Annotated in this window: 16 protein-coding genes and 1 pseudogene; 1 reads left to right on the forward strand and 16 read right to left on the reverse strand. The window is 60.8% G+C overall.

All coding sequences use genetic code 11. The features are described from left to right. Positions 1-29: 29 nt before the first annotated feature. From AMC88_RS28550 to AMC88_RS28575, 6 genes and pseudogenes are all read right to left on the reverse strand, one after another. Positions 30-998: a threonine/serine dehydratase gene (locus AMC88_RS28550; protein ID WP_004679008.1), complete on the reverse strand. Its 969-nt coding sequence runs from the start codon at positions 996-998 to the stop codon at positions 30-32. Further along, positions 995-1,990, reverse strand: a pseudogene (locus tag AMC88_RS28555) (ornithine cyclodeaminase family protein). The gene AMC88_RS28550 and the pseudogene AMC88_RS28555 overlap by 4 nt, the downstream one beginning before the upstream one ends. A 198-nt stretch (positions 1,991-2,188) precedes the next feature. Then, positions 2,189-3,670 carry an NAD(P)/FAD-dependent oxidoreductase gene (locus tag AMC88_RS28560; protein WP_037145638.1) on the reverse strand — a complete coding sequence of 494 codons (1,482 nt, stop codon included), beginning with the start codon at positions 3,668-3,670 and terminating at the stop codon, positions 2,189-2,191. Next, on the reverse strand, positions 3,667-3,969 hold the full coding sequence (locus AMC88_RS28565) for a (2Fe-2S)-binding protein (RefSeq protein ID WP_037145640.1): 303 nt from the start codon (positions 3,967-3,969) through the stop codon (positions 3,667-3,669). Before AMC88_RS28565 ends, AMC88_RS28560 begins: the two co-directional genes overlap by 4 nt. After that, complete coding sequence (locus AMC88_RS28570) at positions 3,950-5,077, reverse strand: NAD(P)/FAD-dependent oxidoreductase (RefSeq protein WP_064830156.1); 1,128 nt, start codon at positions 5,075-5,077, stop codon at positions 3,950-3,952. Before AMC88_RS28570 ends, AMC88_RS28565 begins: the two co-directional genes overlap by 20 nt. 57 nt (positions 5,078-5,134) lie before the next feature. After that, positions 5,135-6,457 (reverse strand): NAD(P)/FAD-dependent oxidoreductase, encoded by a 1,323-nt coding sequence (locus tag AMC88_RS28575; RefSeq protein ID WP_037145642.1) that lies wholly within the window; start codon positions 6,455-6,457, stop codon positions 5,135-5,137. Between the two features lie 501 nt (positions 6,458-6,958). Between AMC88_RS28575 and AMC88_RS34350 the strand changes: the two genes are divergently transcribed. Then, positions 6,959-7,660: an aspartate/glutamate racemase family protein gene (locus AMC88_RS34350; RefSeq protein WP_037117868.1), complete on the forward strand. Its 702-nt coding sequence runs from the start codon at positions 6,959-6,961 to the stop codon at positions 7,658-7,660. A 255-nt stretch (positions 7,661-7,915) separates the two neighbouring features. On the opposite strand, the gene AMC88_RS28585 is transcribed toward AMC88_RS34350, so the two are convergent. From AMC88_RS28585 to ltnD, 10 genes are all read right to left on the reverse strand, one after another. Next, positions 7,916-9,571, reverse strand: coding sequence for an ABC transporter ATP-binding protein (locus AMC88_RS28585; protein ID WP_037117866.1), 1,656 nt, complete (start codon positions 9,569-9,571; stop codon positions 7,916-7,918). Next, positions 9,571-10,425 (reverse strand): ABC transporter permease, encoded by an 855-nt coding sequence (locus tag AMC88_RS28590; RefSeq protein WP_064830157.1) that lies wholly within the window; start codon positions 10,423-10,425, stop codon positions 9,571-9,573. The genes AMC88_RS28585 and AMC88_RS28590 overlap by 1 nt, the downstream gene beginning before the upstream one ends. After that, the gene (locus AMC88_RS28595) at positions 10,422-11,372 is read right to left on the reverse strand and encodes an ABC transporter permease (RefSeq protein WP_037145646.1); all 951 of its coding nucleotides are present in this window, start codon (positions 11,370-11,372) and stop codon (positions 10,422-10,424) included. Before AMC88_RS28595 ends, AMC88_RS28590 begins: the two co-directional genes overlap by 4 nt. 81 nt (positions 11,373-11,453) lie before the next feature. Further along, positions 11,454-13,067, reverse strand: coding sequence for an ABC transporter substrate-binding protein (locus AMC88_RS28600; protein WP_004678982.1), 1,614 nt, complete (start codon positions 13,065-13,067; stop codon positions 11,454-11,456). Positions 13,068-13,120: 53 nt separating this feature from the next. After that, the gene (locus AMC88_RS28605; RefSeq protein ID WP_225884108.1) at positions 13,121-13,474 is read right to left on the reverse strand and encodes a hypothetical protein; all 354 of its coding nucleotides are present in this window, start codon (positions 13,472-13,474) and stop codon (positions 13,121-13,123) included. Positions 13,475-13,691: 217 nt separating this feature from the next. Beyond that, positions 13,692-15,068, reverse strand: coding sequence for an aspartate aminotransferase family protein (locus AMC88_RS28610; protein ID WP_037145650.1), 1,377 nt, complete (start codon positions 15,066-15,068; stop codon positions 13,692-13,694). An 11-nt stretch (positions 15,069-15,079) separates the two neighbouring features. Then, positions 15,080-15,916, reverse strand: a complete 837-nt coding sequence (locus tag AMC88_RS28615; RefSeq protein WP_037145652.1) for a GNAT family N-acetyltransferase — start codon at positions 15,914-15,916, stop codon at positions 15,080-15,082. A gap of 147 nt (positions 15,917-16,063) precedes the next feature. Beyond that, complete coding sequence (gene otnK / locus AMC88_RS28620; protein ID WP_037145654.1) at positions 16,064-17,344, reverse strand: 3-oxo-tetronate kinase; 1,281 nt, start codon at positions 17,342-17,344, stop codon at positions 16,064-16,066. Positions 17,345-17,347: 3 nt separating this feature from the next. Next, positions 17,348-18,124 carry a 2-oxo-tetronate isomerase gene (gene otnI / locus AMC88_RS28625; protein ID WP_004678967.1) on the reverse strand — a complete coding sequence of 259 codons (777 nt, stop codon included), beginning with the start codon at positions 18,122-18,124 and terminating at the stop codon, positions 17,348-17,350. 11 nt (positions 18,125-18,135) lie between these two features. Next, positions 18,136-19,080: an L-threonate dehydrogenase gene (ltnD, locus tag AMC88_RS28630; RefSeq protein ID WP_037145658.1), complete on the reverse strand. Its 945-nt coding sequence runs from the start codon at positions 19,078-19,080 to the stop codon at positions 18,136-18,138.

The following is a 19,080-nucleotide window of genomic DNA, read 5'->3' on the forward strand; positions in this document are numbered from 1 at the left end:
CATTGACCGAAGCTGAATGGATCACAGCGCTAATTGTAAATCTCGGCCAGGTCGTGTAGATCCCAGTTCCCGCCGGACAGCACCGTACAGACTTTCTCTTCTGGCTTCACGTGTATGCTGCCTGCCAACAAGGCTCCGATTCCAATGGAGGCGGCCGGCTCAGCGATCAATTTTGCATCTTTGGCAAGGGCACGCATCCCGGCAATGATGTGTTCGTCGTCAACAAGAACAATCTCGTCCACATATCTTTCGATAATGGGATAGGGGTTTTGCCCCGGGACGCTTATCCTCAAGCCATCGGCAATTGTGTTCTTCAAGGGAAGCGTTGTCCGCTCCTTGTTGATCCGGCTATGGAAATACTTAGGTGTCAACGCAGGTTCCGCGCCTATGACCCGCACGGATGGGTTCGTTTCCTTGATGGCGGTCGCGATTCCCGAGATCAGCCCGCCGCCCCCTACGGGAACGATGACGGTATCCACATCGTCCAGATCCTGTAATATTTCACAACCGATCGTTCCCTGACCGGCCATTACTATGGGGTCCTCAAAAGCGTGAACAGCCGCGTATCTGTTTTCTTCGGCGATTTCATACACCCTTTTCCATCTGGCGGCGGTGTCGCCGTCGAAAAGAATAACTTCGGCTCCGAGGGCCTTGGTGTTTTCGATTTTGATCTTGGGCGTGGTGACCGGAAGGACCAAAATCGCTTTCACACCCAGCATCCTGGCGGCATAAGCGAGCCCTTGGGCATGGTTGCCCGACGAGGTCGCGATGATCCCGTTGGCGATCTCTTCTCGGGAGAGCGAGAGAGCCTTGTTCAGAGCGCCGCGGATCTTGAACGCGCCAGTAATCTGCAGGGTTTCGGGCTTGAGATAGAGCTGACAACCAACCACCTTCTCGATCTTGTCTGCACGCAATAGGGGGGTATGTCTGACGTGCGGTTTCAGCCGCTCTTGAGCTTCCCGGATGTCGTGAATGGTGGGGAAATTGCGCATGGTCATTGCTCGAAAAACTGAAAGAAGGTGCCGACGTTATTGGCTATGGCGTTATGATAAATTTTGCTGGCCGTCGTATTGTCCTGTATGGCCATGCCCGTGGAGTCGAAGATCGTGATTTCGTCATCACTTTCTCGTCCAGGTTTCCTTCCCAGCAATATCTCGCCGATTTCACCATGAATGTCGTCTTTGGTGATGATATTCTTGTTCAGGGGATGCCAGGTTTCGCCCTTCTCGGTGCACTGCGCCATCGAGTCGACGACTAGCTTTGCGTTCCTGAATATCTCTGGATCCAATTCCTGCTTGCCCTGTTGATCCGTGCCGATCGCAACAATGTGCGTGCCGGGCCTGACCCAACCCGCCTCTACGAGCGAGCCTTTTCCGCGGGTCGTGGTAACAAGGATATCGGCCTGCTCGACGGCCTCCTTTTTGGAATTCGCCATTATGACAGGAATGCCAAGCTCGCTTTCAATATCCGTCTTGTATTTGAAGAGCGTGTCGGAATTGCTGTCCCAGGCGTGGATCTCCTCTATCTTCATGATCTCGTTGATCGAACGGATTTGCATTCTCGCTTAATTGCCAGTGCCGATCGATGCGACCGTCGTGGCGTTCTTCCTCGCCAGCGCTTTGACGGAGACGGCTCCAGACGCTCCCGTTCTGAGACCAAGAATCAAACTTCCATCCATAACGCAAATCAACGCACCGCTTCTGGCGTCGAACAGGAAAATCGTCGCCATGCCATTGGGCACTCCGTGTGCAGTCGGGTTATCAATGAACCCGCCGGAAGAGGCTTTCATGGAGATTATTTCATTGGCTTTGTAGTAGCCAAGCTTAAAGTCGATTTCCCCCCGAGGCGACGGGAGATCTATCCCCATATAGTCAGGTTGTTCAACCTGATCACTGCTAAAGGCCTTGTACGCCTCTTCCACGGCAGCGATGACTTCCGTCACGCTGATCAGCCGACTGACCTCGTCCTTTTTAAGCAGCAGCGTTTTCATGCACCAGCTCTCTATTTCTTGATTCAACCACCGCTTCGACTATTCCGCCCAATTCCGCCATCATCATAATCGCCGAGTTTTGGCTTTATTAGCCATATGCGCGGAGCCCCAGGCAGATTATTTTATATTGCGCTCAGCTTTTGGCAGAGAGTGCGGCCCGCGCCTTGGTGGCGCCCATGGATTGTGTCCTGTGCGCCATCAGCGCCGCGTTTCTAAGAATCCGGCGACAGCGACGATGGCTGCATCCGTGTGCGGCCAAGAGGCTAGCTCGCCCAGCGTCACTGGTTTGATGGGCGGGCGCAGCCGATAGTAACCAGCTTCGCTGGGCGAGCCGCCACGGCATTCTGCCAGCAGTTCGACCGCAGTCAGGCCGCACAGCCGGCCTTGACATGGGCCCATTCCACATCGGGTGAACGCCTTCATCTGGTTCGGGCCAGGCACGCCGAGCGCTGCAACCTCGCGCAGCTTGCCAGCCGTAATTTCTTCACAGCGGCAGACGATGGTGCTGTCGTGCTCTGGAATCCGGAATTTCTCGCCAGAACGAAAGCGACGCTCGATGAACGTCCTGCCTCTCATGGCACGAGCTAGCTCTCGAGTGAGCCGTGTCCGACGCTCTCCGTAGGCATTTCGGTCAATGAGGTTTAAGTCGAATGTGGCATTGAGGCCAGCCAACTCCCCTTGGAGTGCGGAGGCAACCGCGCCGACGATGCCGGCACCATCGCCGGCGATCGAAACACCTGGAACGGAACTTGCGCCGCAGGCATCGACGCTCGGGCGGAAAACCGCCGAATGCTCATCCCAATAGTAATCGCATCCCGCCGCTAGCGTGAGATTGAGGTTTGGCGCGATTCCTTGGTGCAGGAGGAGAAGGTCGCCTTCAATCTCGAGAGAATTCTTGCCCCTGCTCGCGCGCAGAGCGCTGAATTTTCCCTGCCCAACGGCCTCGATTGCGGTCACCCTGCGAACGACTCGCGCCCGCCGGTGAACATCGAAGAGAAGTTTCAGGCCTTTAAGGGCATGGGGTGAGGTGACAAAGGCGGGCAGATGAACGAGAGCCGTACGCCAGTTCTCGCGTGGCGTGGCGTCGACAACTGCGATCACATCTACGCCTGCCCGGAGAAGCTGGCTTGCCACTAAGTACAGCAGCGGCCCGGTTCCGGCGAGGATGGTGCGCCCGGAGGGCACGAGACCTGACGACTTCATCAAGATCTGCGCCGCTCCCGCCGTCATGACACCCGGCATGGTCCACCCTGGGAACGGGAACGGGCGTTCGAGCGCGCCTGTTGCGAGGATCACCCGATGGGCGGCGATCGGTCGAGCAATCCCGCCGAGGGAAATCCCGACCTCGAGCGGATGCGCGCCATCCAATTCTTCGTCAGCAGGCCCGACACTCCACACAGTCGCACGGGGGGCGTAGCTCAAATTTCCTTGCCGAAATCGCTCGATGAGCTTCCGCCCGGCAGCGTAGTCCGGCCCCATGCAGGCGAGGTCGGCATCTGATGCATGCTCGACCGACCGATAAATCTGCCCGCCAGGGGATTCATTTTCGTCGGCGAGCAAAACCGCGAGACCGTGGATCGAGGCTTCGATGGCTGCCGAGAGGCCGGCGGGGCCGGCGCCAACGACGACGACGTCATAGGCAGGCGCGAGATCGGTGGCAGACTGAATGTTTCTAATCACCCTTCCTCCCTCGGCATGGCCGCGCCCTCCTGTGTTTCGATCCGCATCCCCTCCGCAACGTTGGTCATGCAACCCTGCTGGTTCGGCCGGCCATCGATTTTGACGAGGCACTCGAAGCAGACACCCATCATGCAGTAAGGACCACGGGCGGCGCCGGAGACCGGGCTGCGACGCGTGCTGCCATACCCCGCGGCCAACAGTGCGGCGGCAACGCTATCGCCTTGTCTGGCCATGGTCGGCATGCCGTTGAATGTGAATGACATTGAACTCTCCTTTCGGTCAGGCAGCCGCCGGAACATGGAACCTCCGGGAATGAAATGCGGAAAGATCGTCAGAAAGCGCGCCGGCTGAAATCTGCCGCGACAGGACCAGCGCATGATTGGCCGCCAGAGTCACGCCGGAATGGCAGGCACATGCGAACGCACCAGGAAACCTCTCTGACTGCTCGTAAATGGGGTAGCCGTCCGGCGTCACCACTCGGAATGCGGCCCAGATCCGCACCGCACTGGCGTCCTTTAGAAGTGGGAATGTGCGCACGGCGCGCTCAGCGAGGACCGCAGTAATCGGCCCGCGCGGCCGCTGGTGATCGATTGTGGTTTCCTTGCTTTCGCCGATCAGCACCGATCCCTCGTCTGTCTGCCGCAGATGGCCGGTGGCATGGCTTAGGAAAGGCTTCAGCCGCTCGGTCACAATGATCTGGCCGCGGCTGGGCGAGAGCGGAACGTTCAGCCCGACCATCGGAGCGAGCGCGGTGTTGCCGATCCCGGCAGCAAGGACGATCTTGCCGGCACCGAGTCGCCACCCGTCTCCGGCCAATTCGAACGTACCTGCGCGATGACTGATCGCAATCGTCTGCCGATGCCGCAGATAATGAACGCCACGCTGCTTAAGCGCCTTATGAAAGCCTGCGAACAGCCGCAGCGGATTGACGTGTCCATCGAGCGGGCTGAAAATCGCCCCTGCCACGGTCTCGCCGACCAGCGGCAAGCGGCGACGCGTCTCCGCCTGATCGAGTATTTCATATTCGAGCGGTGGGGTTCCTTCCGCCTCCATTCCGGGCTGGCCGGCCAGCTTCGCCATGGATGTGATCCCGCGTTCCAGCTCCGTAGACGTGAGCCGAATTGAGAAGCCGCCCGATTGGACGAATCCAGTGTCGACGCCGGTTTCGGCCTTGAGCTCGGCCGCCAACTGGTGCCAGTTTGCAGTCGAGAGTCGCGACCACTGCGAATAGGCGGCGTTGCCGAGGCCCTTGCTTGAACTCCATACGAGACCGAAATTCGCCCGTGCCGCCCTGTTTGCCACATCGCCTTCATCGATGACGGCAATCCTTTGTCCGCACGTGGACAGACCCCAGGCAATCGATACGCCCACGAGGCCGCCGCCGATGATGATTACGTCGTAATCCATTTCGCTAGCTTCCTTCCATGCGTATATCAACGGCCTCTTGCTGGCCGGCACTCACGTTCAGATGGCACCTACCTTAACTTTCGAACCGTCCACCAGGCGCGACAGGCGGAAGGGGGTGGGGTCGACACAGGGTGCATCGTTGGCAACGAGGTCGGCGGCCAGGCGGCCGATGCCCGGGCCGAGGCCGAAGCCGTGCCCGGAGCCGCCCGCGGCCAGGTAAAGGCCCTTCACACCATCGACCGGCGAGATGACCGGCACCGCGTCCGGCGTGAAGTCCACGTAGGCTCCCCAGCTGTCGGCGATTTCGACGCCCGCCAACGCAGGAACCTGCTTGGTGACCCGTTTCAAAATGGCCGCGATCGTGCGGCGGCTCGGCGGCGGGTCGAGAACGCGCATCCGCTCGAAGGCCGACGATTTACTCTTGTTCAAGCTTCCGAATGCCTCCGGACCTTGGAGGAAGGATTTGCCGATGCCGAACTGCACCGCTTTCAGACGCTTCATGAACATCGGCATGAACCAGCGGGCGTAGCGAATGCCTTGTGGAGTGATATCCAGCATTGCCCTGCCGCTGATCGCAAGCGTGTAACTGCCATCCAACCGGCGGGTCAGCGCGCAGTCCGGCGTATAGATCGCCTCACCCAGATCCTTCGTGGGCCTCGTACGAAGCGCTGTCTGGCGCACGCTCGCCTGTGGAAACACAACGCCGTGCTGGCGGCAAAACATCGACGTCCAGGCACCGCCAGCACAAAGGACGGCTTGTGCCCGGATGGTTCCCTTTTCGGTGATGACCCCCGCCACCGCTCCATTGACCAGATCGAGGCCTCGCGCAGCGCACTCCTGGTGGATCGTCGCGCCAAATTTGCGAGCGCCGTTCGCGATCGTCGGCGCGGCGATGTCGGGCTCGCCCTTGCCATCATCGGTCGAATGCACGCCGCCGACCCATCGGCGTCCATTTGCCGGGATCGTGGCAGCCGCTTCCTTTGCGCTGAGCATCTTCGTATTGACATTGAACTGCCGGGCGGTCTCACGCCATGCTTCCCATTCCGCCAGTTGCCGCGGATTATCCGTAGCGTAAAGCAGACCGCATCGGCGGAAGCCCACGTCCTCACTGATTTTAGCCGCAAACTCATCCCAAGCTTGCAAAGCGATGCCCGAGAGCGGTAACTCGCGTGCATCCCGGTTCTGCCGCCGGCACCAACCCCAGTTGCGGCTCGACTGCTCGCAGCCGACATAGCCCTTTTCGACCAGAGCTACGGACAGTCCCCGCTCCGCGAGAAAGAAAGCTGCCGTTGCACCAATAATGCCGCCGCCAATGACGACAACATCAGCCTTTGCGGGAAGCTCTTGATCGTTCGGTATGCGCTTGACAATTGGAGACATGGGGGCTGACCTGAACTGATTTTGGCGGCCGATCTATACGGCACTGTTTCCTGCTCCTCCGGAGGGAGCAATTGAGGCAATGACGGCTATCGCATCGATTTCGACGAGATAGCCCTAGTGAAGTTCCGGTACCGGAACGACGTGCGAGTCGGGCGGGAAGCGCCCAAGCCTAGCCGTTCGGACGGATGCATTTCGATGACGCCTTCTGCCGGACGCAGGAAATTCCCGACGGACAGGGCAGGTCATGTGAAGCTACCGAGCGGAGGCGAGCAGCATGTATCGAATGCAAATGCAGGGGCGGCAGGAAATTCCGTTTTCGGCGGCGCGACAGTCACAGCTAGGACGGTCGAGCGGGTAAGCTACAGAGCGTGGTCTGACGACAGCGATTTTTGAATTGGTTTGCCGTCGAGCACGACAGATGCCCTGATCAGGTGCATGTCACCCCTGCTGCTACAGTCTCACCATAAAGAGCGTGCGCAATCAAAAACCGAGATATTAGCTATGACTACAGGCACTCATGAGTCCCCTGCGCTTGCCATGATCCACACGGTCCCCGGGATCATCCCCGCGTTCAACGAACTCGTTAGCCGCCATTTGCCCGGTTGGCGCCCGTTCAACATGTTGGATGAGAGCTTGCTGGGGAACACGATCCGCGAAGGCGCGCTATCACGTCAGACCATGCGGCGGCTTGCGACTCACATTTGGTCGGCGGTGGATGCGGGGGCTTCCGCAGTCCTCGTTACTTGTTCGTCGCTCGGCCCTGCAGTGGATGCGGCAATGCCACTCTGCCCCGTACCTCTCTTCCGTATAGATGATGGGGTGGCAATTGAGGCCTTGCAATGCGGAGATCGAATTGGCGTCCTCGCAACGCTGTTTACAACATTGAGCCCCACGACCCACTTGATCGAAAGCCATGCTCAGCGAATGGGTCGCGAAATTCTCCTTACAAGTCATCTCTGCGAAGGGGCGTTTGAGAAACTGCGGGACGGAGACAGAGCGGCGCATGATGCGCTGATACGTGAAGGCCTCGCTGCTCTGTTGGGCAACGTTGACGTGGTTGTTCTAGCTCAAGCATCGATGGCAAATGCGCTGAGCGAGATGAAAGGCACACCGGTGCCAATACTAGCTAGTCCCGAACTTGGAGTGCTGCATATGTCCTCAGCGCTGAAGAGCGCGACGTCGGGGAAAGCCCTGAGAGGCTAGGTAACCCGTCGATATTCCGGCAGCTCAACGGATGGTTGAGCTGAGTTCGCCCTCGTTCAGGGGCGCCGCGGCAGAGGTGAGAGGCGCACTGCTCATCCAAGGATCAACTGGCGACCAGCAAAAGCGGCGAACATCAGGAAATCGTGGAGCGACCTGATGAACAATGGATGTGGCATCGACGAATATTTGCGCCACGTGCGCTGAAACTCGCCGATCGTCAAGTCGCACCTGCCGCCGAGAGCCTCCTTCCCGCAATTATCCGCCTCCGACGGCGCGGATCAGCTTCGGATCCTGCTTGAGGCCGTCGAGCCAGGCCGGGTCGAGCTTGGGGACGGAGGAGAACAGTAGCTGTGAGTAGGGGTGGCTCGCGCTGCTACTCATGGCCGAGGGAGGGAGCTGCTCGATCTTTTCGCCCGCATACATCACCGCGACTTCGTCGCAGATCGCCTCGACCACGGAGAGGTCGTGGCTGATAAAAATGTAGGAGAGGGAAAGCTCCCGCTGCAGTTCCTTGAGAAGGTCGATGACGGCTGCGGCAACTACGGTATCAAGTGCCGACGTAACCTCGTCACACAGGATCAGTTTTGGCTCGGCAGCGAGCGCGCGAGCGAAGTTGACGCGCTGCTTCTGACCCCCGGACAGTTCTGACGGGCGCCGGTGCTTCAAGGCCCGGGGCAGGCGAACCATATCCAGGAGTTCGTCGATCCGCTTCTCACGCTTTTCACCTGTCATGCCGTGATAAAAGGCCAACGGTCGCCCGAGAATATCGCTGATCGATTTGGCGGGATTGAGTGCGGTGTCGGCGTATTGGAAAACGATCTGCAGCTCTCGCAACTGTTCTCGCGTACGGGCGCCGGCGGCTGGCGCCAGCGTCTGTCCATTGAAGGTGATCTTGCCCGCGGTCGCAGGAATGATGCCGGCAATCGTTCGAGCCAGGGTGGATTTGCCGCAGCCGGACTCACCGATAATTCCCAGATTGCAACCGCTCTCAACCTCGACGCTGACGGATTTCAGGGCTTTGACGAGGGGTGTGCCATCGGCCTGGATGGGTCCATAGCCTGCGATAAGGTCCTGCACCTGAAGAATCGCTTTGCTCTGCTGCTTGTCAGGGGATTTGGCCCGCGCTTCCGGCTTGAAAGCGCCTAACAACTCCTTGGTATAGGGATGCTGCGGTCTGCTGAGGATTTGCTCGGTGCTTCCGATCTCCTGGACTTCGCCTCCTTTGAGGACAACGATGCGATCGGCAATTTGGGCCACTACGGCAAGATCGTGCGAGACGTACACGCCGCCGATGCGACCCTTGTGCATTACGGATTTAAAGGCGCGCAGCACTTCGATCTGTGTGGTCACATCAAGCGCCGTCGTGGGCTCGTCGAAGATGACAAGTTTTGGATCACCGATCAGGGCCATCGCGGCCGAGAGGCGCTGCAACTGACCGCCGGAAACCTGATGTGGATAACGGGAACCGATCGTTTCCGGATCGGGAAGCGAGAGCGCCTTGAATAGGCTTACCGCGCGGGTGCGGGCCTCTTCGGCGGGCATCAGGTCATGGATGCGAGCGATCTCGATGACCTGTTCCATGATCGTCTGTGACGGGTTGAAGGCCGCGGCGGCACTTTGTGGTACATATGAGACGACGGTTCCTCGGATATTGGCCCGTTTTCGCTCCGGAAGGCTTGCCATGTCCTGACCGGCGAGCACGACGGAGCCGCCGCTGATCCGACAGCCGGCGCGGGCATGGCCCATCAGGGTTAGAGCGATGGTCGTCTTGCCTGACCCACTTTCACCGATCAGAGCGACGATCTCCCCTTCAGCGACTTCGAAACTGACGCCACGGATGATTTCGACGATGCGGCCGGAGTCGGTCTTGGCTTCGACCTTGAGGTCACGGATTTCGACGAGGTTGGCCATCATTCGCTCCGATCGCGTATTTTTTGAGGAAGGTTGTCGATCAGCAGATTGACGCTGATCGTCAGCGTGGCGATAGCGATCGAGGGGAAAATCACCGCGGGTGCGCCGAGCGGGAGGCCGCCGATATTCTCGCGCACCAGGGCTCCCCAATCCGCGTAGGGCGGCTGCACGCCAAGCCCGAGGAACGAAAGACCCGACAGGAGCAGCACGATGAAGACGAAGCGCAGGCCCAGGTCGGCAAGAACCGGCCCGACAATATTGGGCAGGATTTCGGACGCAACCAAGTAAGTTATACCTTCGCCGCGAGCGCGGGCCACGGTGATGAAGTCCATCGTATTGATGTTGACTGCGAGAGCCCGGGCGAAGCGATAGGAGCCGGGCGTGTAGATCACCGCAAGTGTCAGCACCAGAACGGGAATGGACGATCCGACCGCCGCCACGACCACGAGGCCGAAAAGCTTGCTTGGAATGGAATTCATGGCATCGAGAAAGCGACTGAGAAAGATGTCGACCCAGCCCCCAGATACCGCCGCGATCATGCCGAGCACGACGCCCGAGAAGCACGCGATGCTAACCGCGACTAACGAAATGCCGACCGTATAGCGCGCGCCCATCAGGATGCGCGAAAGCATGTCACGTCCCAGATAGTCTGAACCAAGCCAGAACTGCTGGCTCATGGGGCCGAAATAGTCAAAATCGAGTATCTCACCCACCGGATGGGGGATGATCCAGGGAGCAATGACGGCGATGATTGCCCAGAAAGCAATGACGGCGAAGCCGACCACACCGACCAGGTTGATGCGATAGGCGAATTTCCGACGCTTTGGCGCATGTGTTTCGATCGTGGTCATCATCGTAGCCTCGGGTTGGCAAGAATAGCGATGATATCGGCCGTCGTGATCAGGATCAGATAGCCGACGCAGAATATCATCGCGCAGGATTGGATGAGCGGGAGATCGCGGGTGGCGACGGCGTCGACCATCAGCTTGGCGATGCCGGGATAGTTGAAGATCGTTTCGACGATGATTACTCCGCCCAGAAGGTATGAAAGCGAGAGGGCAATTGCGTTGACGATCGGACCGAGGGCGTTTGGCAGCGCATGTTTCAACACGATGCGGCTTCGTGAGGCACCCTTCAATAGTGCCATTTCGGCATAGGGTGTATTCAGTGTTTCCACCACCGCAGCCCGCGTCATGCGGATCATCTGCGCGGACACCCCGAAGGTGAGGGTGATCACAGGCATCGCGTAGACGCGCACTATGTCGGTGATAGTGTGGACTTCGTTGGTGAGTGAAATCGCGGGCAGCCATTGCAAATAGACTGCAAAGAACATGACAGCCAATGTCGCTATCATGAATTCCGGTACCGATATGACGCCGATCGTAAATACGGTGACCGCTCGATCATAAAGCGAGCCCCTTACCATGGCGGCGGTGATGCCGAGCGTCAATGCAATCGGTACTGCGAACAAGGCCGTGACGCCCGCAAGCTTCATCGAGTTCGCGAACCGGCCGCCGATCAGGTCGGCGACCGGCATGTTGTTGGCGTAGGACGTGCCCAGGTCACCCGATAGCAGTCCGCCCATCCAATAGATAAAACGCAGAAACGCCGGGTCGTCGAGATGCATGGCCGTGCGCAATCCGGCGACGGCCTCCGGCGTTGCAGCCTGGCCGAGAAGGATCGAAGCAGTATCCCCCGGCAGGAGCGTCGTCGCTGTAAAGACCGCGAACGAGACGATGACCAAGGTGATCACGGCGATGAGCAATCTGCTCAGCACCAGGGATAGGACCTCTTTGTTCACACTCGCTTCCTTCCAGTTATCGGGACCAAAGTGCAGAGGGGCCACAGCAATGTGGCGGCAGCCCCGAGACTACTTTGGCGATCACGATTCAAACCAAACATGCTCGGCCATGCGATAACCCATCATACCTCCGAGTGGGTTCGTTTCCATGCCCTTGAGCTTGTCCGTGATGGCGTCGATCCCGGTCAGGTAGGCCGGAATGATGGTGCCGGCCTCATCTGCAATCATCACCTGCATCTCATTGTAAATCGCTTTACGCTTCTCCTGATCGAGCGAGCCGCGCGCCTCGATCAGCATCTTGTCGAATTTATCCGATTTGTAATGGCTCTCATTCCAGGGTGCGCCGGACGCATATAGCAACGAGAACAGGATGTCGGGCGTCGGCCTATAATTGATATTGCCGAAATGGATCGGGGCCTTGAGCCAATACTTGTCCCAATAGCCGTCGGAGGGCACGCGCTGGACGTCGAGCTTCATGCCGATTTCGGCGCCGGCGGCCTGAATGATCATCGCCATGTCGATTGCGGAGTTCGCGGCCTCGGACGCGATCACCGGGATCGACTGACCGAGAACGCCCGCCTTGTTGAAATAGAACTTTGCCTTTTCAGGGTCGTACGGCTTAGGCTTGAGGTCGTCGTTGCGATAGGGGTTGCCCGGGAAAATCGGCTGGTCGTTGCCGATTTCACCGCGCCCGCGCAGGGCTGCCCTCAGGATCTGCTCACGATTAACCAGGTGCTTCATGCCCGCGACGAAATCGCTGTTTTGACCAGGGGTCGTATCGAGGCGCATGTTGAGGTTGGTGTAGCTGTTGGCGCTCGATTTCGACAGAACGAAGCCGGGCCTGCCTTCGACGAGCCGTTCCGAGCGGGGATTGATAGCGGCCGCGACATGGATGTCTCCCGACAGCAAGGCATTCACGCGCGAGCTGTCGTCGCTGATCGCGAAGAACTCAAATGAGTCGACAAATGGTCCTTTCGACTTCCAGTAATGGTCGTTCCGCCGCATAAGCGAGCGCACACCGGGTTCGAAGTTTTCGAGAACGAAAGGCCCTGTGCCGTTCCCCTTCGAGAAGTCGGCGGTCCCTTCCGCGACGATCATGAAGTGCTGTAGTGCCAGGATGGTCGGCAGGTCGGCGTTGGCGTCTGCGAGTGTTATTTCGAGAGTGAGATCGTCGAGCGCCTTGAACCCCGTCATTTGCTTTGCGATGGCATTGACCTTGGAGCCGACGTTGGGATCCAGGTGGCGCTTGAGCGAGTAGATCACATCTGCGGACGTAAGTTGTTTGCCGTCGTGAAAGGTGACGCCCTTGCGCAGCTTCACAGTCCACACCTTGCCATCGGTGCTCTCGATGCTTTCCGCCAGCTCCATCTCGACCGCGCCGGACCTGTCGAGGTTGGAAAGGCGGCTATAGACTGCGGAACACCGTGAATAATCCGTTGAATTCGATGCTTTGGCCGGGTCGAGCGTGTCTGCGGTCGAAGACGTGAAGCCTGCCGCCTTGAGATGTCCTCCGGTGATCGGAGACGCGGCGATCGCTTTAGTGGCGCGACCAACGATGACGCCGCCAGCGGACATGGCGACGCCCCCAGCGAGAAGCATCTGCAGCAGTTCACGGCGGGTGGCGCCGCGTCTGATGGCGCATTCGACCACTGCGTCGTCGGCGCGGGTCCAGTTCGTAGTCCTTAAGTCGGTCATGGCATTCCCCTTTTCTTTCTGTGACGGCCGCCTGCCGGCGAGCCGATCCGGTTTTAAAAGTCAGGCGCGCGAAGTGGCCACGGCCTCCGCGGGGCGGCCATCGACGTGAAATGATCGGGTGCGGTGAATTCCGCCGGCTCGATCGTGCCGTCGCAGCCCTTGTGGGCATGCCGCCGCTCCCGCAGCGGCCCGCCGGCGGGCAGGCCAAGCTCCGTCCCGCTCGCGAGATAGGCGCGCACGAGATCGTCGGGAAAGAGGTCATCATCGTCTGAATAGCGGTGGGCCTCGCGATAGAGGCTGAGCGTCGCCCGCTCGCCGTTGATCTCGTGTCCCGTTTCGGCTGAAGCGATGAGCAAGCCGACCTCGTCGAAGCCCATGTAGCTGATTTCCGGAAGACTTTTGCTCACGCGAATTCCCCAGTGTTCGGCTCCGATGGAGCGCGGCTTCTCAAAGAAGAATATTCCGTTCCCGGCAGGATCGTTGTCCCGCTCTTGTATCAAGGCCGGATTTGTTGTGATCCGTGCCTTTCGTCTGTTTCAGTTTGTCACTTGCGCTGCGCCGGATTCTCCGAAAAGGCGCCCTGGCGCGGCACAAAACACCGAATCTAACCGTTTCGCGCTATTCTCAGACCCGCAGCGCCCCGCGCACATCCGGGTCCTCAAGCGTCTCGTCCAGCGTCAGACGCGTGCGCTCGACGATCGCATCGATTTCCGTTTCGGTGCAGCACAGCGGCGGCGCATAACCGAGCACGCCGTTGCCGAAGGCGCGGATGACGAGGCCGTTTTCCCAGGCGCGATCGAAGATCCGGCGGGCGGGTTCGGCGGATGCCGGCAGCGGCGTCTTGTTGATTTTGTCGGCCACGAGCTCGACGGCGGCGAGCATTCCGCGGCCGCGGACATCACCGACGAGCGGGTGATCTCTCAGCGATTCCAACCCCTGCATCAGCCGCCTCCCGGCCTTGACGCCATTGTCGAGCAGGCCGTTTTCATAAAGCGTCAGGACTTCAAGGCCGACGGCGGCGCTGACGGGATGGGCCGAATAGGTGTAGCCGTGTCCGATAGCGGCGGCGCCGGCACCCTCGGCAATCGTCTCATAGACGTGGTCGGCCATGAAGACGGCGCCCATCGGGACGTAGCCGGAGGTGAGACCCTTGGCGGTCGTCATGAAATCCGGCACGACTCCCTCTTCGCTGCAGGCAAAAAGCGGCCCTGTGCGGCCAAAGCCGGTGATCACCTCATCGGCCACGAAGAGGATGTCGTGCTCGCGGCAAAATTCGCGCATCGCCTTCACCCAGCCTTTCGGCGGTACGAGCACGCCGCCCGAACCCTGGATCGGTTCGACGTAGAAGGCGGCGACGCGCTCCGGCCCGATCGCCTCGACCTTGCTTCTCAGCGCTGCCAGCGAGGCCTCGATAATCGCCTGCGGATCCTCGCCGACCGGGTTGCGGTAGGCGTAATGAGACGGAATTTTATGCTGCCAGTCGAAGGGAAGGCCGAAGCCGGCATGGAAGGCGGGCAAAGCGGTCAGGCCCGCACCGGCCGTCGAGGAGCCGTGATAGCCCTGTTCGACCGAAATGAACTGATCGCGCTCGGGCCGTCCCCGAGCATTCCAGTAGTAGCGGATGAACCGGATCGTGCTGTCCACCGCGTCGGAGCCGCCGAGGGTGAAATAAACATGGTTGAGATCACCAGGCGCCCGATCGGCGAGTTCTGAGGCAAGCCGGATCGCCGGCTCGGAGCCGAGGCCGAAATAGGCCGTTGCATAGGGAAGCTCCCGCATCTGCCGGGCTGCTGCCTCGACGATGCTTTCGTGGCCGTAACCGGCATTGACGCACCAGAGGCCGGCGAAGCCGTCGATCAGTTGTTTGCCGGAGGCGTCGGTGACCGTTGCGCCCTTGGCCGAGGCCAGTACGCGCACGCCGTGCTTCTCGTGACTGCGGTAGGAGGCCACAGGATGGATGAGATGGGCGCGGTCGAGTTCGATGAGCGAGTTGGCGTACATGGGGTCTCCGATCAGCCCAGCGCCTGGCTGGCAAGGGCGAAGGTGGTGGCAGCAGGGGCGGCGGCGTGGCCGGCCGATGGATTTCGCATTGCGATGCCGCCGCCGACATGGGCGAAGCCCTGTTCGGCGAGCCAAGGGGAAAGTCCTGTTTCGGCGGTGGTATCCACCCTGAGGAAGTGTCCTGGGCGTCTCGCGATGTGATGTTCGATGAGTTTCCTGGCGTCCTCGATGTTCGTTGCAACCACGGGTCCGATCACTTCGCCACGCCCGAAGGCGCGCATGCACGCGAAGCCCGAGACGCCGCCGTCGCGGCGAATGACGGCGAACTCGCCGACCTTGGCGAGATAGGAGAGCAGGTTTTCGCGGTCGGCGCCGAAGGCAAGGCGATCGAGCGCCATGATGGCAGGGAGGTCGTCGGCGGTGGCGGCCTCGGTGCCGGCAGGCGCAGGGATTTCTCGGGCAAGGCCTTGGTGCTGCAGCACGGTTCCGGTTTCATGGAAGCCAAGCTTTTGGTAGAGCGGCAGGCCCGCCGTCGTCGCGACCAGCCGCAGCGGCCGGTCTCCTGCAACTTGCAGTGCTGCGTCCATCAGCCTGCGGCCGAGGCCGCGCCCGCGCATGGTTTCATCGACGATGACCATATTGATCGTCGCGCAATCTTGCTGGTATGGCGTGACGAGCACAGTGCCGACGACCCTGTCGTCTTCGAGTGCGACCATCCCGTCGCTCAAGGCGAGCGCCATCTGCCAGTCTTCCGTCCGATGTGGCCAGCCCGCCTGTTTGGAGAGCGCGACGGCGGCGGCCAGGTGGTCGGGGCTGAATGGGACGATTTCGATCTGGCTTGCTTGCATGGGGCGTCCTTCATGTCGTGTCCGCCAGTCTGCCGGAGCGCCGGCGGGCAGATCGTCTGAAGGCCGTGGTTCAGGCAGTATCTTATGGCTTTGCGATCACCGGCCGCCGCATCTTATGCTGGAGGACCGAGCCTTTCGCCAACCTTGTCACTGCATCATCGCCAGCGCTGCGGCGAAGAAATCTTCGCCGCCGAAATTTCCTGATTTCAACGCCAGAAGCATGTCGCCCTGCCTATTGCCGACCGTCCGCAGCACCGGCACGCCGGGCGCAATTTCGGGGCCGATCAGAAAAGCCGGGATGGCGAGCTTGTCGACTGCGGCTCCCGAGGTCTCGCCGCCTGCGACGACGAGGCGCCGCACGCCTCGATCCACCAGCTCGGCGGCGATAATCGATGTGGCGGTCTCGATCGCGTGGCCGGAGGCCTCCCGCCCATATTGCGATTGCAGCCGGGATACGGTTTCGGGCGCCGCGCTCGCGGCGACCACGACCGGGCCGGCAGAAATGCGGTCTCCCGCCCAGGAAATCGCCGCGGCGATCTCATCCGGACCGGCGGCCAGCAGCCGCTCAGGATCAAGCCGCAGCACGGGCATCGATTGCTCGGCGATGTCGAGTTGGCGCAGCGTCGCTTTCGAACAGCTGCCGGCAATGATCGCCGAAAGCCCGCCGACTGGGCGAATGACGTCTTCACCTGTCGCGCTGCCGGATATCCGGCCGGAGCGGACGAGCGCGCGGGCAAGGCCGAGGCCGAGGCCGGACGCACCGGTGGATACCGGCGTTTCCAGCGCGATCTCGCCCAATGTTTCCAGATCCCGCTCGAAAATCGCGTCGGCGATAGCCATGGTCGCGCCCGTCGTTCGCAGGGCGTCGAACTTCGCCTTGGCGGCGGCCGGCCCGGCAGCGATGGCTGCCAGATCGATCAGTCCGACGGCGCCGCGCGATTGCCGGGCGAGAACCCGGACGAGATTGGCATCGTGCATCGGGTTCAGCGGGTGGTCCTTGAGCGGGCTTTCGTTCAATGGCTGGCCGCCGACGAAGAGGTGGCCGAGATAGACGGTGCGCCCGGTGTCCGGAAAGGCTGGCGTCACCAGCACGCCACCGCCGCCCGCAGCCTCGCTCAAAGCCTCGGTGACGGGGCCGATATTGCCGGCATCGGTGGAATCGAAGGTCGAACAGATCTTGTAAAGCACATGGCCCGCACCCTGCTGGCGCAGCCAGCGCTCAGCTTCGGTCGCGGCGGTCACGGCCTCCGAAGCCGGAACGGAGCGAATTTTCAGGGAGACGACCACCGCATCGACCTCCGGCAGCACGAGCGACGGATCGGGAATGCCGACCGTCTGCACTGTCCGCAGACCGTTCTTCGTCAGCGTGTTGGCGAGATCGGACGCGCCGGTGTAGTCGTCTGCTATTGATCCAAGTGAAATGGCCATTGTCTAGCTCCGTGCAAAAGGTTTGAACCAGCCAAGGCCATCCAGTGTCTGGCCGCGCGGGACGTATTCGCAGCCGATGAAACCGTCATAACCCAGCCGGTCGATTTCGCTGAACAGGTAGGGATAGTTCAGCTCCTCTCCATCAGGCTCGTTGCGGGAGGGCACGCTGGCGATCTGGATATGGCCGGTGATCTCTAGCAGGCGCCGCAACGCCTTGGTGACGTCGCCATGGAGGATCTGACGGTGATAGATGTCGAATTGCAGTTTCAGGTTCGGCAGGCCGCATTCGGCGATCAGCCGTTCGGCGATCGCGAAGTCGTTGAGGAAATATCCAGGCATGTTGCGCCCGTTGATCGGCTCCAACAGCAGATCGATGCCTTTTTCCGCAAGCCGGCCGGCAGTGTAGGTGACGCAGCGCCGGAAGGAGTCGGCGGCCTCTGGATCATGAGGGTCGGCGATGCCCGCCATCAGGTGCAATCGCTTGACGCCCGTCGCCGCCGCATAGTCCAACGCCCGCTCGACATCCGCTTTGAGATCGTCGAACCGTTCGGGAAGAGCCGCGATCCCGCGCTCGCCCGCACCCCAATCCCCTGGCGGCAGATTGAACAAAGCCTGCTGCAGATCGTTGCGGGCAAGTCGTTCGGCGATGGCCTCCGGCGCGGCCTCGTAGGGAAACAGATATTCGACGGCGGAAAACCCCGCATCGGCTGCGGCGTCGAAGCGGTCGAGGAAGTCCCATTCATTGAACATCATCGTCAGGTTGGCGGCGAAAACGGGCATGTCGATAGTCCTTAGCGGCTCTGTGGTTCTTTGGCGGAGCCGGGCAATTGCGTGCCGGAAAGCTGCGCGTAGAGGCGCGCGAGCGAGGAATCGTCGTCACGGCCCATGCCGGCTCCGGCCGCCGCCAAATACATCTGCAGAGCCGCCGCCGCGAGCGGTGCCGGATAACGCTCGGAACGGGCCATATCCTGGACGATGCCGAGATCCTTGACGAAGATCTCGATGCTGCTGAGCGGGGTGTAATCTCCGGCCAGCACATGCGGCATACGATTTTCGAACATCCAGGAATTGCCGGCCGAGGCGGTGATGACTTCATAGACCTTGTCGAGGTCGAGGCCCTGCTTGGCGGCAAAGCTTATCGCCTCGCAGGCGGCTGCGATGTGCACGCCGGCGAGAAGCTGGTTGATCATCTTGAAGGCGGCGCCCGTTCCGGCGGCATCGCCGAGCTCGTAGACCTTGCCGGCCATGGCGTTCAGAGCGGGGCGCGCCGCATCGAAGGCTCGGCCGGAGCCGGAAGCCATGATCGTCAGCTCGCCAAGTGCGGCCTTGGCCGCGCCGCCTGAAATCGGCGCATCGAGATAAAGCAGGCCGAGGGCCTCCGTCCGCGCCGCCAGATCGCGCGCGACGGCGGGATCCATGGTCGCCGACGAGATGAAGACGGCGCCGGGCTTCATCGTATCCGCAGCGCCCTGCGGCCCGAACAGCACGGTCTCGGTCTGAGCACCGTTGACCACCACGGAAACGACGATGTCGGCGTTTTTGGCGGCCTCGGCTGGCGTCGCTGCGCCGCGCCCGCCTTCGGCGACGAAGCGGTCCACCGCTGCCGGGGTTATGTCATATCCAATGACGTCGAGACCCGCGCGCTTCATCGACCGGGCCATTCCCAGTCCCATGGAGCCAAGACCGATGACGGCCGCGACGACGGCAAAACCTGGGTTTTCAGCAAGCGGTGTCAT

Source organism: Rhizobium phaseoli, assembly GCF_001664385.1.
Classification (GTDB): domain Bacteria; phylum Pseudomonadota; class Alphaproteobacteria; order Rhizobiales; family Rhizobiaceae; genus Rhizobium; species Rhizobium phaseoli.

Excerpts from the sequence above, each read along its gene's own strand:
- AMC88_RS28550 (WP_004679008.1), bottom strand. The coding sequence starts at position 998 with ATGACCATGCGCAATTTCCCCACCATTCACGACATCCGGGAAGCTCAA.
- AMC88_RS28565 (WP_037145640.1), bottom strand. The coding sequence starts at position 3,969 with ATGTTCCGGCGGCTGCCTGACCGAAAGGAGAGTTCAATGTCATTCACA.
- AMC88_RS28570 (WP_064830156.1), bottom strand. The coding sequence starts at position 5,077 with ATGGATTACGACGTAATCATCATCGGCGGCGGCCTCGTGGGCGTATCG.
- AMC88_RS28575 (WP_037145642.1), bottom strand. The coding sequence starts at position 6,457 with ATGTCTCCAATTGTCAAGCGCATACCGAACGATCAAGAGCTTCCCGCA.
- AMC88_RS34350 (WP_037117868.1), top strand. The coding sequence starts at position 6,959 with ATGACTACAGGCACTCATGAGTCCCCTGCGCTTGCCATGATCCACACG.
- AMC88_RS28585 (WP_037117866.1), bottom strand. The coding sequence starts at position 9,571 with ATGGCCAACCTCGTCGAAATCCGTGACCTCAAGGTCGAAGCCAAGACC.
- AMC88_RS28590 (WP_064830157.1), bottom strand. The coding sequence starts at position 10,425 with ATGATGACCACGATCGAAACACATGCGCCAAAGCGTCGGAAATTCGCC.
- AMC88_RS28600 (WP_004678982.1), bottom strand. The coding sequence starts at position 13,067 with ATGACCGACTTAAGGACTACGAACTGGACCCGCGCCGACGACGCAGTG.
- AMC88_RS28610 (WP_037145650.1), bottom strand. The coding sequence starts at position 15,068 with ATGTACGCCAACTCGCTCATCGAACTCGACCGCGCCCATCTCATCCAT.
- AMC88_RS28615 (WP_037145652.1), bottom strand. The coding sequence starts at position 15,916 with ATGCAAGCAAGCCAGATCGAAATCGTCCCATTCAGCCCCGACCACCTG.
- otnK (WP_037145654.1), bottom strand. The coding sequence starts at position 17,344 with ATGGCCATTTCACTTGGATCAATAGCAGACGACTACACCGGCGCGTCC.
- otnI (WP_004678967.1), bottom strand. The coding sequence starts at position 18,124 with ATGCCCGTTTTCGCCGCCAACCTGACGATGATGTTCAATGAATGGGAC.
- ltnD (WP_037145658.1), bottom strand. The coding sequence starts at position 19,080 with ATGACACCGCTTGCTGAAAACCCAGGTTTTGCCGTCGTCGCGGCCGTC.